Annotated in this window: 13 protein-coding genes and 1 tRNA gene; 1 reads left to right on the forward strand and 13 read right to left on the reverse strand. The window is 48.1% G+C overall.

Features of this window, described 5'->3' with window-relative positions; genetic code table 11:
• Positions 1 to 61: 61 nt before the first annotated feature.
• The 8 genes from C1710_RS00700 to C1710_RS00735 form a co-directional block, all read right to left on the reverse strand.
• Positions 62 to 1,060, reverse strand: coding sequence for a 3'-5' exoribonuclease YhaM family protein (locus C1710_RS00700; RefSeq protein ID WP_102278974.1), 999 nt, complete (start codon positions 1,058 to 1,060; stop codon positions 62 to 64).
• A complete protein-coding gene (locus tag C1710_RS00705; protein WP_102278977.1) occupies positions 1,053 to 3,563 on the reverse strand; it encodes an ATP-binding protein in 2,511 nt (836 codons plus the stop codon). Before C1710_RS00705 ends, C1710_RS00700 begins: the two co-directional genes overlap by 8 nt.
• Positions 3,544 to 4,755, reverse strand: coding sequence for a metallophosphoesterase family protein (locus tag C1710_RS00710; protein WP_102278979.1), 1,212 nt, complete (start codon positions 4,753 to 4,755; stop codon positions 3,544 to 3,546). The genes C1710_RS00705 and C1710_RS00710 overlap by 20 nt, the downstream gene beginning before the upstream one ends.
• Before the next feature lie 76 nt (positions 4,756 to 4,831).
• Positions 4,832 to 5,209 (reverse strand): YlbF family regulator, encoded by a 378-nt coding sequence (locus C1710_RS00715; protein ID WP_102278981.1) that lies wholly within the window; start codon positions 5,207 to 5,209, stop codon positions 4,832 to 4,834.
• 79 nt (positions 5,210 to 5,288) lie between these two features.
• Positions 5,289 to 7,400, reverse strand: coding sequence for a PBP1A family penicillin-binding protein (locus tag C1710_RS00720; RefSeq protein ID WP_102278983.1), 2,112 nt, complete (start codon positions 7,398 to 7,400; stop codon positions 5,289 to 5,291).
• Between the two features lie 167 nt (positions 7,401 to 7,567).
• Positions 7,568 to 9,256 carry an arginine--tRNA ligase gene (gene argS / locus C1710_RS00725; protein WP_102278986.1) on the reverse strand — a complete coding sequence of 563 codons (1,689 nt, stop codon included), beginning with the start codon at positions 9,254 to 9,256 and terminating at the stop codon, positions 7,568 to 7,570.
• Between the two features lie 246 nt (positions 9,257 to 9,502).
• Positions 9,503 to 9,573: transfer RNA gene (locus C1710_RS00730), tRNA-Gly, on the reverse strand.
• Positions 9,574 to 9,620: 47 nt separating this feature from the next.
• A complete protein-coding gene (locus C1710_RS00735; RefSeq protein ID WP_102278989.1) occupies positions 9,621 to 9,998 on the reverse strand; it encodes a hypothetical protein in 378 nt (125 codons plus the stop codon).
• Between the two features lie 128 nt (positions 9,999 to 10,126).
• Between C1710_RS00735 and C1710_RS00740 the strand changes: the two genes are divergently transcribed.
• Positions 10,127 to 10,468 carry a hypothetical protein gene (locus tag C1710_RS00740; protein ID WP_102278992.1) on the forward strand — a complete coding sequence of 114 codons (342 nt, stop codon included), beginning with the start codon at positions 10,127 to 10,129 and terminating at the stop codon, positions 10,466 to 10,468.
• Here the strand turns inward: C1710_RS00740 and folP are convergent.
• From folP to folB, 5 genes are read right to left on the reverse strand one after another with little or no spacing between them, the layout of a single operon-like run.
• Positions 10,433 to 11,596: a dihydropteroate synthase gene (gene folP / locus C1710_RS00745; protein WP_235857935.1), complete on the reverse strand. Its 1,164-nt coding sequence runs from the start codon at positions 11,594 to 11,596 to the stop codon at positions 10,433 to 10,435. The genes C1710_RS00740 and folP overlap by 36 nt on opposite strands.
• Before the next feature lie 17 nt (positions 11,597 to 11,613).
• Positions 11,614 to 12,912 carry a bifunctional folylpolyglutamate synthase/dihydrofolate synthase gene (locus tag C1710_RS00750; protein ID WP_102278994.1) on the reverse strand — a complete coding sequence of 433 codons (1,299 nt, stop codon included), beginning with the start codon at positions 12,910 to 12,912 and terminating at the stop codon, positions 11,614 to 11,616.
• On the reverse strand, positions 12,893 to 13,471 hold the full coding sequence (gene folE, locus C1710_RS00755; RefSeq protein ID WP_102278996.1) for a GTP cyclohydrolase I FolE: 579 nt from the start codon (positions 13,469 to 13,471) through the stop codon (positions 12,893 to 12,895). The genes C1710_RS00750 and folE overlap by 20 nt, the downstream gene beginning before the upstream one ends.
• Positions 13,471 to 13,971, reverse strand: a complete 501-nt coding sequence (gene folK, locus C1710_RS00760) for a 2-amino-4-hydroxy-6-hydroxymethyldihydropteridine diphosphokinase (protein WP_102278998.1) — start codon at positions 13,969 to 13,971, stop codon at positions 13,471 to 13,473. The genes folE and folK overlap by 1 nt, the downstream gene beginning before the upstream one ends.
• Positions 13,964 to 14,341 carry a dihydroneopterin aldolase gene (gene folB / locus C1710_RS00765; protein WP_268874799.1) on the reverse strand — a complete coding sequence of 126 codons (378 nt, stop codon included), beginning with the start codon at positions 14,339 to 14,341 and terminating at the stop codon, positions 13,964 to 13,966. Before folB ends, folK begins: the two co-directional genes overlap by 8 nt.
• Between the last annotated feature and the right edge of the window lie 79 nt (positions 14,342 to 14,420).

The following is a 14,420-nucleotide window of genomic DNA, read 5'->3' on the forward strand; positions in this document are numbered from 1 at the left end:
TCAGTTTCACCCGTCTAATATACCACAACCGGTAACTTCGCACAGGACATCAACGGATAAATTACTCTTTGTTCACATTATCTTCATTTTCGCTTTCGTTGGTCGTGCCCAACTCGTCTGGCAAGGGGCGGTAGAAGGCACGATTATCCATTGCAAACAACCGCGGAGTAAACTCACCCGCCTCAACCTTTGCCGTGGCAGATTGGACCATCATGATGGAAGCATCTAATTCATCAAGGCGGTGCAAGATTTCTGCCTCTAACAGGTGTGGTGTGACTGGTGACCCATATTCCATCAAGCCATGGTGAGCTAAGACGACGTGACGCAAGAGCATCATGTCGCCCCGTTCACTATCAATTCCGAGCGCATCACAAGCCTTCACGATTTCACCGTCAATAATGGAGATGTGCCCGAGAAGTGTCCCCACAGTCGTATACTGGGTTGCTACTGGCCCCGATAATTCCACCGTCTTGCCGAGGTCATGGAGAATTGCCCCGGCATAGATGAGTGAACGATTGATACTGTCGTAGAGACCACAAACTGCCTTAGCCAGCCTTAAAATGGAAAGAGTATGGAAAGCCAAACCGCCAGCATAGGCATGGTGGTTGGTCTTTGCTGCTGGACTGGTAAAAAAGCTTGGCAGGTGGGCCTTTAACATGTAATTGACCACGTGCTGCCAGTCATGATTATGGATGTCGCGAATGTACGGCCGCAAATCGTTTTTGAGCTGTTCCGTACTCTCTGGCGCGTGGGGAACAAACAACGCTGGATCCTGTGGCTCACCTGGGTTGGTTAGCCGTACTTCATCAATGTTCAGCTGGGGTTTGTCACGGTAAGAGTCGCGCTTGCCAGCCACGTGAACAACGACACCCGGTTTGAACTGCTGAATATCATCAGCGGTGCTATCCCACAGCATTCCCCCCAGCTCGCCGGATTCATCGGCGAAGGTAAGGCTGAGAAATGGTTTGCCCGCTTTCGTCTGCCGTTCGCTAACGTCCTTGATAAGTGCAAAACAGTCAACAGATTCGCCGTCTTTGTAGTCCATCAAATGTTTACTCATGATCCTGACTTCCTTTCAGCTTGACTACTGCAATATCCTTATTAGCTAAAATCCGGTCATCGGCAGTTAAATAAATTACCTGACTGTTCTTGGAAACCTGTTTTAGCAGGTCTAAGACCCGGCCCTTGCGAACATTATCAAAGTTGACAAAACCATCATCAACCACCAGGGGAAACTGAACGGTGTCATTCATTACACTGACAAAGCCAAGACGTAACGCGATATACAATTGTTCCGCCGTTCCCGTTGATAATTCACCGACTTTAAACTGGCTGCCCGCTGGCCCGGCAACTACTAACTGATCATCGTTAAATTGAATGGTCTGGTAGCGATCATTGGTTAAGGTTGCAAAGTACTTGGTTGCTTGTTGGATAATCTGCGGGTAGCGGTCTGCCGAGGCTAACGCCAGTGAACGGTCAATCCATTGACTAGTTAGCATCTTTGTCAGCCACTTTTTGGCCAAGGTACTAGCCCGTTGTTGTGCATTAGCTAGCTCTTGTTCTAGGCGGGAGACGGCCCCATCTTCAACGAGACTCTTAATCTTCACCTTAACTTCTTCTGCTTGCCGGGCCAGCTGTTTTTGCTGCTCCAACAGGGTTGAAACTTGTTGTGCTGAAGCACCAACCTGTGCCACCAAATCATCCTTGTCGGCATATTGACTAAGTTTCTCCCTCATCGTGGGGGTCAGCTGTGCTTCAGCAACCGACTTCGTTGCCGCTTCATTTTGTTCAACCGTCCGTTGCTGGAGGTACTGTTGAAACTCTTCCTGGTTGTGAACCCCCACTCGCTGGTACAAGTCAGTGAGTGCTGCTCGTTGTTTTTCCAGCTGCTGGCGGCGCTTGCTGAGAAGTTGCTGCTGTTCATCTTGCCGTCGTTGCAACTCGTCTTGTCGTTTTACCTGTTGCTGGCAAGTATTGAGGTAATTGAGCGTCTGTGCCCAAAAAGCAGTCGCATTATCAGCGTTGATATTAGCAAAAGTATTACGCCACTGTCGGTAATCAGCTTCTAATTGGTCATCGACCTGATCAAATTCGCTGAGCGTTTTCTGAGCAGCAGCAGCCTTTTCCAGGTCGGCCTGCATACTTAACCACTGGTCCTGAGCAAAAGTTGAAAGACCATATTGTTGGCCAAATTCAGCCAGTTCGTGCTGGCGTTGCTGGCTGGCGCGGTCAGCCTGCCGCTTCCAATCACTTATTTTTTGCTGTTGCTGATAAGCCAAAAGGCCACCGATCAGCAACGCAATAACACCGATAATATCTAATAGCGGGCTCTTCGTCACCAGTCCCAGCAAGAGGGCTGCGGCACCACTCAGGGCTGCTCCAATAGCAGGTGTCCAGTGGGGTGACGGCTCTGCTTGCCGACTGGCCGGCTGAAGAAGTGCCACCAACTGATTTCTCTGGTCGGCAGAAAGTGGGGCTGGGAGACTATCTTGTCCTAACCGCTTCTGGACGCCAGTTAACGTTTGTCGGGCTGCCTCGGCAGCTGGTCGTTGCTGTTCATGGGAAAGTTGCGCCAACTGCAAACGCCGCAACTTTTCTGCTGGGTCGTTAGCTCCCTGCCACTTTTGCCGGTAAATAACCAGGTCGTCACTACTCAGGTCATCAATTTGCCTTTGGGTTGTAGCAACCTCTGTTTCAGCACTTTTCACCTGCCGGCTGATCTCCGGCAGTGACGCCTGTAATTGCTGAATCCGGGTCAAATCGTTATCCGACAGTTGGTTAAGAGAATCGTGCCGATTCTGAATTCTCTGCCATTCTTCAAACACCGGCCACAACTGTTGCTGACTTTTCAGTTGCTCTTGATGGTGCCGGGCAGCTGCTAATTGCTGGTCAACTAATTTCTGTTGATTGGCAGTAGTTGATTGTTGGCGCACAAGCTGACGATAATCAGCGGTTTTTGATTGTGCATCAGTTAACCGTTGTTGTAATTCTTTGACCTTAGTCAGAGCCTGGTTCAGTTCAGGATTGCGCCCCCGTGACTTGTAAAGGTCGCGTGCCTGCTTCTGTAAGTCGGCCTTGATCGTTTGCCAGTGTGCACTGCCGACCGCACCGACGCTCTGCAGGTCCTGACGCAGTTCCTCGTCGCTGAGGTCGCCTATCCGCGTAAGTTCCTCCTGACTAAAAACAAAGATGTCCTCAACTAACTGGCGGTTAAGTGGACCACACAGTTTTTCGATCGTCATCTTAGTTGCACTGCCATCTTCGTGACTAATAGTCACCTGGCCGCCTTGTCGCCGTCCCGTTCGGTGTAACCAGTAGCGCTTTCCGTCCTGTTCAACCAGCAAGCTCCCGCCATAAGCCTCTGTCGACTTAGGAACGTACTGCTTGTACTTATTTTTACCCTGGCCATTTTTAAAGCCAAAAAGAATCCCCTTAATAAATTCAACGAGGGTGGACTTGCCCGCTTCATTAGGGCCAAAGAAAACCTGTAGCGACGGGTCCACTTTAATATCAGCATCAATCCAGCGACCAAAACCATCGATTTTAATTTGAAGAATCTTCATCGCTGACTCCTCTCTGCCCCAGCAATTGCTCGGCTTGCTCTTGTAGTTGGTTGATCATTTGCTGGTCCACTTGGTCTGCTAAAAAATGATACCGTTGCAACTTACTGTCGTTCATTAATTTCTTGATCATATCCTTGTTGAAGACCATCGTTGCTGCTTTTTGCCAGTATTGAATATCGTTTTTGTCAATTGCGGGTAGTTCAGTAACCTGTTTCACCATAATATCCATTACCCACCAGCAAATAGACTGGTGGTCTTGACTATCGTGTTGGAGATAATCAAGTAAACGATCAATATCGATGTTTAGCCGCTGACGTGGTTTAATCACCAATCGAACAATTGTCAACTCCGGACCTATTAACTGCTGATTCAGTTGTTTGCTTATCACTAAGCGAACTGCTGGCAAGCTCACACAGTCAGCCGGTAAGTTAACGATCACCGTTTGCCAAGTAATCGTTGCCACCGGATGAAAATGCGGTACTAACCGGCCATTTTCTTCTTCAACTAAATAGCAACCGTGTTCACCGTCTTCATTAATATGACGGCCCTGGGGATCACCACAGTAAACGATTGGCGGTTGCTGGTTAATGATGCCGTGCTTGTGAATATGACCCAACGCCCAGTAATCGTAGTCTTTGGCTACTAACTCTTCAATTTGAAAGGGTGCGTAGTGGTTGTCAGTTCCCTGGATAATAGCCCCATGGAGAAGTCCAATGTGAAAGTCAACATTTTCTCGCGAAGGGTAAGCCAGTGCCACATCATCTTCCAGCCAGCGGCTCCCGTAACTAAAGCCGGTCAGGGCGACCTGCCGGTGGTCAGCCAATTGGAGGTGCTTTGTTTCAACCTTATTATCAAAAACGTGGACATTACCAGGCAACATTAGCGGGTCGGTAGCAACATCCTGATAGTCGTGATTTCCATAGCTCAAGTAAACCGGAATTTGGTGCAGGTCTAGTCGCTGACACTGTTTAACAAAAAAATCCTCAGCGGCAACACCATGATGCTCACGATCAAAGATATCACCAACCACCACGACGAAATCAACTTGTTGGTCAATCGCCAGGTCAACAATCCGCTGCCAGGCCAAAAAAGTCGACTGGTGAACCTGGTCCCACAGCTGTTCAGGAAAACTGTTCGACAACCCCTGAAAAGGACTATCCAAGTGAAGGTCGCCGGTATGAATAAACTTCATTCTCTGCTCCTTACAAAAAAGATGAGACCATTGCCATTAATGGCCAGTAGTCTCATCTTCCCTATTATTTGAAATCCTACTTGTTTTCGTTATCAGCGGACTTTGGCATTGCTGAATTGTAGAGGTCACGAATTGGTTCCGTGATAATTTGGTTCAGCTTTTGCATCATCTGATCCAGTCCTCGTTCCTGGTTGAGCAGGTTCTGAACAGCTGGTTTAGTGCTGACTTCCTTAGCCAAGCTCTGGATTTCGGTAATTTCATCCTTAGTCAGCTGTTGGCCAGAACGTTCCTTCTTTTCAGCAGCAGCCTGCTTAGCTTGGAACTTCGTGAACATCAGTGATGCATCAGCATCCTTTTGCAGGTCATCGAAGGCCTTCTTTAATGCTTGGAATTCTTGTGTTTCCCGCATTTGACGTTCCATTTCGTTTGCAGTGTCGTAAATATTGACAACCATAGTGGTTAATTCCTCCTCAAAATAAGTCTTCTTCATTATACCAAAAAGTGGTCTGATCCCAAAACCGAGTTCGCCAATCTTAGAAAAGTCCGCGAATATCCTGGATAAATTGACCAACTTTTTGGCCAATCTGATTACCTGAATCCTTGGCTTTGGATAGCCAGTCGTTCAAAGAGCCCTTAGTCGACTCGCCAACACCGTTTGCCCGCGATTGAGCATCTTTAACGTTAAACTTCGTCCCTGCTGTAGCAGGCAAGATTCCCGCCATTTCCGATTTAAAGATCACGTTAATGTTCTTTTCGGTGATGTCGTCTAACTGGTGGCTTTCGTTAGTGTCGTCATAGCCTTCCCACGTAGCAACCACTACATCGGGAGTGTAGCCGACAATCCACTTATCACGGTCACCAGTCCCAAAGCCATGGACCCCCGAGTTCGTGGTCCCGGTTTTCCCTGCCAGTTGATAACCGCTTGGTTCAGCATACTTACCTGTGCCGACCTTAAACACGTCCAGCATCATACTGGTCATCTCTCGGGCAACCTTAGCACTCGTAACTCGTTTGCTCCGCTGTTTGGGTGCTCGCTTAATCACCTTTCCAGAGGCGTCCTCAATTTTGACGATGTAGTGAGGCGAGCTCATCCGGCCATCGTTGGCAAAAACGGTATAGGCACGGGCCAACTGTTGTGGTGAGACCCCGTGGGTCATCCCCCCGAGGGCAAGTGCGAGATTCTGATCCTTCTTCGTAACCGGTAGGCCAAACTTTTGGGCACTCTTGTAGCCACTCTGCACCCCAATTTTGTTCAGTAACCAAACTGCTGGCGCGTTGAGGCTTTCATAAAGGGCCTTGTACATTGGAACCGTGCCACTATAGGTATCATCATAATTCTTTGGCGTATAGTGGTTAGTTCCATATGACTTCTTCTTGTCTTGCAGTGTGGAGTCATAGTAATAGCCCTTTTCCAGTGCCGGGGTGTAAACAACTAGCGGCTTAATCGCCGATCCTGGTTGCCGACGAATCTGAGTTGCCCGGTTGTAGCCACGGAAAACGTGATTTCCACGACCCCCAACGATTGCCGTTACCCCACCAGTCTTCGGATTAATGGCGACTGATGCCGACTGCACCATCTTCCCATCCGCGGAGTTGGACGGGAAGTTGTCATCATTATCAAACGAACGCTGCATTGCGCGTTGTTGTCCCTGATCAAGGGTGGTGTAAATCTTGTAACCATTATTCATCACTTCTTTTTCTGAGAGGTGATACTGGCTGGCCGCCTCGCTAATGACAGCGTCAAAGAAGTACGGGTAACGGTAGCTATCGTTGCCGTGATACCCGTTATGGACAGTTAATGGAACTTGCTTGGCACTATCCGCCTCTGCCTGGGTCAGCTTGTTGTTTTTAACCATCAACTGAAGAACGAGGTTGCGGCGGTTCTTCGTGTTTTCGGGATGTTCGACCGGGTCGTAAATGCCCGGCGAAGTCAACATCCCCGCTAAAGTGGCCCCTTCAGCCACCGTCAAATCCGCCGCATCGGTATTGAAGTAACGTTTAGCAGCATCCTGGACGCCCCAGACACCGTGGCCAAAATAAGCGTTGTTCAAGTACATTGTTAAAATCTGGTTCTTAGAGTACTGATTCTCCACCTCGACGGAAATAAAGATTTCCTTGGCCTTTCGGGAAAAGGTTTGTTCCTGAGTCAAAAAAGCGTTCTTGACCAACTGTTGGGTTAACGTACTACCCCCGCCAGAAATATAATCACGGTGGAGTAATTTATTTTTGGCAAGCAGAAAGAACGCCCGGCCGATCCCCTTAACACTAAAGCCATGTTCGTGGTAAAAATCACGGTCTTCCGTTGAAATGACAGCTTTTTGCACGTTAGGCGAAATCTTACTGAGGGGGACGTAACTACCCTTTTGCGAATAAAGGCTTCCCGCTGAGTTTCCGCTTTGGTCATAAATTTGGGTTGGCCGTTCAAGCCGCGCTTCTAAATTTTTCACTCCAGCGGTCTTCGCCACAAAAGTCAAATAGACACTGGCCAGGAGAAAGAAGAAGAGGACAAACGCAATTATCCAGCGAGTTAACTGGAAACGATGCCAAAAATGTTTAAAGTTCTTCTTTGCCTGCTCCCAGAAGCGTTGCGACCACTTTCGAATGCGGGTCTTTAGTTGCTGGAATTTTGATGGCTGTGGATCCATATACTAGTCGTCCTTCTCTCAAATGTTACGGCCTATTTTACCACAAACATTTTTATCAATTTAGGCTGTACGCACTTAATATTTCTTAAAGAATATCATTCCATGAAAAAGCTCCTAACACTGGCTTGTACCAAGGTTAGGAGACTTTTGAGGTTATTTGTTAACAGCTACATTTCGTCCGGAGCCTTAATGTCCAACATGGCAAGGGCATCCTTTAAGATCAGGCTAACTGCCTTAACTAAGGCTAGTCTTCCCGCTTGACCACTATCATCCTGGAGGATCCGGTTATGTGCGTAGTACTGGTTGAACTTCTTCGCTAATTCAAGGGCATACTTGGCAACAATTGACGGGTCGTAGTTAACTGCCGCCCGCTCAACCGCATTAGCGTATTGCCCGAGGAAACTCAGGATATCCCAGGCTTCACTTCCCACTTCGGTCAAGTCGACATTGCTGAAGTCGTCGATGCCCCCCTTGCGTAAGATACTCTCTGCACGGGCGTGCGCATACTGAACATAAGGTCCAGTTTCGCCTTCAAAACGAACAACGTCTTCCAGCTTAAAGTTTACGGCGTTGCGCCGGTAATTCTTGAGGTCATGGAAAATAACGGCACCAACACCGACCTGCTTAGCAACTTCATCTGCATTAGCCAGATCCGGGTTCTTTTCAGCAATTTGTTGACGAGCCAACTTAATGGAATCATTTAAAACGTCTTCCAGCGAAACAACGTTCCCCTTCCGCGTCGACATCTTCTTACCGTTAAGCCGCATCAAACCGAAGGAGATGTGTTGTAACTGGTCCCACCAAGTAAAGCCCATTTCCTTCAAGACGGCCTTCAACTGCTTGTAGTAGTTCTCTTGTTCGGCACCAACCACGTATAGTGACTTGGCATGACCATACATCCGCTTACGGAACAGTGCCGTTGCCAGGTCACGGGTAATATACGTCGTGGTCCCATTGCTCTTGATGATCAACGGCGGTGTCAGGTTGTAAGCATCAAGGTCAACGATTTGTGCACCGCGGCTTTCCTTCAGCAAGTGCTTATCCTTTAACAATTGAATTGGCAAGTCCATGTGACGAGCAGAAAATGCTTCACCGTTAAACGAGTCGAAGTGAACGTCCAGCATATCGTAGACTTTTTGGAACCGTTCCAGAGAAATCTTGCGGAACCAGTGCCACAGCCGCCATGCTTCCTTATCGCCGTGTTCCAGCTTAGCAAACCATGCTCGACCGGCATCCGTATATTCCGGATGTTCATCGGCTTCCGTATTGATCCGCACGTAGTACTTCAACAGGGTGTTGATCGGGTCCTTTTCGATTTCTGCATCGTTACCCCACATTTCGTAGGCTGCCATCAGCTTACCAAACTGGGTCCCCCAGTCACCAAGGTAGTCCACCCGGATCAGGTGATAGTTTTCTTTTTCCAAAATGCGGGCAATTGCTTCCCCAATCATCGTGGAGCGCAGGTGCCCCATCCCCATCGGCTTAGCAATGTTTGGTGACGAATAGTCAATTACCACGTTAGCTTCGTGGCCAAGATCCTTCTTCCCGTAGTTAGCAGGGTCTGCCAGGATTGCCTTAATAATTTCGGCTCCTACTTGTCCCTTGTTTAAGAAGAAGTTGATGTACGGTCCAGCTACGACTACTTTATCAAAACCTTCATCACTAATTTTTTCTGCCAGTTCTGAAGCAATCATTTGTGGCGCCTTGTGCAACTTCTTTGCCAAGAAGAAGGTTGGGAAAGCAAAGTCACCATTGCTGGAATCCTTCGGCCGTTCAATTTTATTTTCAATTTCAGTTAATGACAGGTCCGGTAATGCCGCTGAAACTGCCATTGCTACTTGCTGTTTTTCGCTCATTATTAGTTCCCCCTTCAAGAAAAAAGTCCCTAAACAGCCATTGCTGTTTAGAGACGAGATCAACCCGCGGTACCACTCTAATTGAAGTTTAGTTCCACTCGATTATTAGTAATGAAATTAATCACCAGTGCACGCTTCATTGCCGCTGTCTCCCCGTCTTCCACCATCACGGGATCGCTGATAAAAAGCTGCACAACTACTACTCACTGGTTAAAAAAAGCGCCACTGACGAGCAGCAGCGCAACAAGCGGGTAACGAGAATCGAACTCGCGACGCAAGCTTGGGAAGCTTGAGTTTTACCACTGAACTATACCCGCATCAGTAGGTGGCCTCTGACCACCTCAATAGTATAACCTACTTCCGGTTATTTGTCAGTCTTTTTTGTCGATTTTTTTGCTGATGATTTTTTAGCGTTGCTTTTCTTCGCCGGTTTTTCCCGGGATGACGACTTCTTTGCTTCCTCTTCACCGTCACCGTCCTCGTCCTCTTTTGGCTGACGAGGCACCTTCGAAAGAGCCTTTGCACCACTCATCCGAACAATTGCCCGACCATTAAGCTCATTGACCCCACTTTGGTCAGCTGGATCAAACTTGTCAATTGAAACAAGCATTGAGTTGTTGTAAACTTTTTCGACCGTACCGGAGAAGCCATGGTCAAGCGGGCCGAGTTTAGGGCTTTCAACCACGTCACCAGCAGCAAAATCGTACTTTGGCCGATCGTCTTTTTTCTTCTGCGTTGCCATGCAGCTATCTCCTCCATTGTAGAAATCTTAGCGTAACAGTGATAAATTATACCCTTTTTTAAAGAAAATGCAATCAAATAACCAGCTAACAGATTAAATGGTAAAATGAACGAAAAGGAGGCAACGTCATGTCGTTACCCTACACGATTATTCCATTAGTGTGTACCGCCTTACTGATCTTAACAGTCATCGCGGCAATCAAAGCCCGGTCAGAAAAAAGGGTTAATACACTCATCGGTATTAACCGTCTTTTATCGATTATCATCTTGGTTCTGGCCATCGTTCAGCTCCTAGTAATGATAAAATCTGCTCCGCTATGGCCACTACTACGAGTCATCTACTTTGTGGTCACCGCTGCTTTGCTGGAAAGTTTCTTCCGTCGGCAGCGGGAAACTTTTGGCTCGCCATTTTTAAACATCATTTTGCTGGTCCTGCTAGTCGGCTTTGCCATCCTGACGTTCATCGTTTAATTGGTGGTTCCAATAACCTTCTTCAATCGCCGACAGCATCACCAGCAGTTGACGCGTTTCTTCAACGTCGTGCACTCGCAAAATTCTGCCGCCGTGCAAATACATATAAGTTTCCGCCACCAGTGTTACTGGTAGGCGGTCTTTTTTTGCCAAGCCTAATAACTTTTTCCCAAAGCCTTTCCGTGAAATGGCAACTAATAATGGCCGGTGAAAATCATTAAACTGGTCAATATTACGCATCATCGCACAGTCCTGATTACCGTCTGCCACCATTGAGTAACCGATCCCCTGATCAAGCACAATCCGCTCACGGTCGATCCCGGCACTTGTCAATTCAGCTAAGTTCTGCTCGAAAAAGTGGTGCATCTCTGATGTTAAGTTCTGGTACTCGCGATCCCGACTACTGTGCATGGTGACCAGGCCGGCCGAGCAACTAGCCAGCAACCGCCGTTTTTCATGATCATTGAAGGCCTGAACATCATTGATGATATCGGCGCCGGCCTCCAATACCGCTGCCATCACCGGTAGTTTATAAGTATCGACGGCTACCGCTACTTGCGGATAGTGCTGACGAATAAACTTCACTGCTGGAACGACCCGGTTAATTTCTTCTTCCGGACTGATTTCGACAAAGCCGCCCGGGCGAGTTGTTTGGCCACCAACTTCAATAATATCTGCACCGGTTTCAGCGAGTTGGGCCACCTGTTGTTGCCACTGATTAGCTGTAAAGTAACGACCACCATCATAAAACGAGTCTGGCGTAATGTTTAAAATCGCATAAATCAGCGACGTGGTAGTAACATCAAAGCAAAAACGTCCGGCACGCCACAATTGACGGTGAGCCACCCTGATTTCGTTCAATGATTCCGCTAGTTCCTGATCGACAAACAAGCGGCGGCTCCACTTATCTAACATGGTCAGCGCGCTCGCCGGCAGCATAAATTGAATTGTTGTCCCACTAACGACCTGTGGCACGTCAAAGTCAGCGAGCAAGTGCTGAACTGTTGTTAAGCTTTCTGAATCAGCCTGCCACGACAGAAATAACTGTTGGTCAACTTCGCGGAGGTTCCTCATCACCACCGACATCAAATCACCCTTTGTCGACAACGGTATCTCCTTGATTTTCAAGAATAATCGCCTCCTCGCTAGTGTTGATACAATTTCTCGATTTCCTTAATCAAATAAAACGAACCAGCCACGATCACACAGCCCTTCTCGCCAACCGCTTGTTTTGCCCGGGATAGTGCGGAAGAGCTGCTAGAACACGGCCGCGTCCCCGGCCACATTTGCGCCAACTTTTCCGCTGCTAATGCTCGGGCCGGATTGTCAGGAGTCACCACAAAAACTTCTGCTGGCAAAGACTGATATTGTTTAACCATCGCTGCCACATCTTTGTCGGCTAAAAAGCCAACTACCAATGCCAGCGGGCGGCGATCTAAGCCGAGATGCTTAATGCTTTCCACCAATCGTCGTGTCCCATCTGGGTTATGGGCTCCATCCACAACAACGGCAGGTTGTCGGTCAAGCTGCTGAAAACGGCCAGGGAGAGTTGCCCCTTCAATCGCAGTGATTAGTTCACAATTGGTTAATGGTACTCCCTGTTGGCGGAGACAATCAACACTCGCCAATACCGTCGTTAGGTTGTCGAGCTGGTAATCACCGAGTAGTCGAAGCTTGCCCATGGTCTCTGGTACACTCTTACTCTTAATTATCAGGGGTTGACCGGCCAGTGTCGGCTGCCCCACTGTCATTACCGTCGCTTGCCGAGCGCTGTCCACTAGTAAGACGCCCAATTTGTGAGCACGCAGCTCAATGACCCGTCGAGCCTGCTTTGCCTGGTGCGGTGCAAGGACTACGTTGGCAGTCCCCCGTTTGATAATTCCGGCTTTAGCCGTGGCAATATCTTCAATTGTCGGTCCCAAAATTTTGGTGTGATCTAATGCCAAGTGGGTAATTACTGCCAGTTGAGGGGCATCAATGCAGTTAGTCGCGTCGTTGGTCCCACCTAGTCCGACTTCAATCACCGCCCAATCAACTTTTGCATTAGCAAATGCTTGCAGCATAATTAATGTCCACCATTCAAAAATAGTGAAATCACTCGGCTGGAATGGTGCAGGCAAAACTGCAGTAATTTGCTGGTAGGCCGTTACGAAGTCCTGCTTACTGATTTTCTGGCCATTAATCTTAATTTGCTCACGTTGATCAATCATCGCTGGGCTATTAAAGTGACCAACCCGCATCCCCGATTCCTGTAAAAGTAGTGAAAGAAGACGACCCGTTGAGCCCTTGCCGTTGGTCCCGGCAATATGGATGACCTTATAGCGACGTTCCGGGTGTCCCATTGCCGACAAAACATCCCGGAGAAGTTCTACTCTGTTATCTTGGTCACCCTTCATCTGGCGATTAAAGCTGGCCTGCAAATGCTCATAAGTTAACTTGGCCATGTTCACTCTTCATTAAAAATTCGCGCCGGAGACCATCGTCATCGTTAAATAAGCCGGTAAACCGACTCGTGTAAGTATCTTGGCCACGCTTATTAATTCCCCGCATTTCCATGCAGAGGTGGCGAGCAGTGATAGTAACTGCAATTCCCCGTGGGTTCAACAAACGCTGTAATTCCTTAACGATGTCAGTAGTCACCCGCTCCTGCATTCCCGGCCGCCGGGCAGCAAAATCCACCAGACGCGGAATCTTGCTCAGACCAATGACCTTGCCATCGCGCGGGACATAGGCAACGTTGGCTTCCCCGAAAAACGGTAACAAATGGTGTTCACACAGGGAATAAAACGGAATGTGCTCGACTATGACCATTCGTGGAGTATCCTCAACTTGAAAAACCTTATAATTAGTCACGTCTTCGGGCTGGCGGCCAAGTGAAGAAGCAATTTCACCGTACATTTTGGCCACTCGCTGGGGTGTCTCCACCAAGCCGGGACGCTGCGGATCGTCCCCAATTGCTATCAAAAGCTGTTTAACTGCTTGTTCAACTGCTTTTTGATCCATTAAATTGTCACTCCTTGATCGTCAAGGCGGTGTACCCAGTTGGTATCACTCGTCTGTTTTAACATCAGTTCTAACTGTCGCTGCGTCTTTGAGTCGTCCCGGCATACGTCCAGGAGCGGTTGAATGACAAAGCGGCGGTTTTGCGCCTCGGGATGGGGAAGCACCAGGCGGGGCAAAGTCAACGACTGATGATTGTAAAAAATGATGTCTAAGTCAATAGTTCGTGGCCCCCAGTGAATTAACCGGCGACGGTGCAGTGATTGTTCGACGACGTGGCACCAGTCAAGGAGTTCCAAGGCCGTCAAACTAGTATCGAGGGCCAATCCCAAGTTATAAAAACTGCGCTGCTGCACCGGCCCCACTGGTTCAGTTTGGTAAAGCGCTGAAACAGCCACCAATTGAATAGCGGGATTTTTGGTTAACAGCTTTAACGCTTGCTGTAAGTTATCATGACGATTGCCGATATTCGTCCCGATACTGAGGTACGCCCGTCTAATCATGATTTTGGCCCCCGTGGACTTCAATTTCAACGTTGTCATAAACGCCCGCCATCGGCACACCATACTTTCGAATACGCAAGGTGACTGCTGTCAGCCGTGGATAATCGTTCAAAAGTTTTGTCAGCAGGTGGTTCGCCAAACTCTCAATTAAACGATAATGGTGGTCGTGAACAAAGTTTTTGATCGTCTCGTAGACGTCAGCATAAGAAACTGTCTCGCTGAGTTCATCATGCTGGACCCTTTGTTCAATCGGGTAACCTAATTCGGCGTCAATTTCTAACTTTTGTCCCAGTTTCTGCTCTTCAGGAAACACGCCGTTATACGTATAAAAAGTCATGTTGTTGATCCGAATGCAGCCGATTGTCATCATCCCCTTTAAAAATCAGCATGTCTATCATAACCCATTTATTCTTCAAAAACGTCGTCCACAAAAAGTTTTCGTTAAGAAG

The sequence above is a fragment of the [Lactobacillus] timonensis genome, from assembly GCF_900240275.1.
Taxonomy (GTDB): domain Bacteria; phylum Bacillota; class Bacilli; order Lactobacillales; family Lactobacillaceae; genus Limosilactobacillus; species Limosilactobacillus timonensis.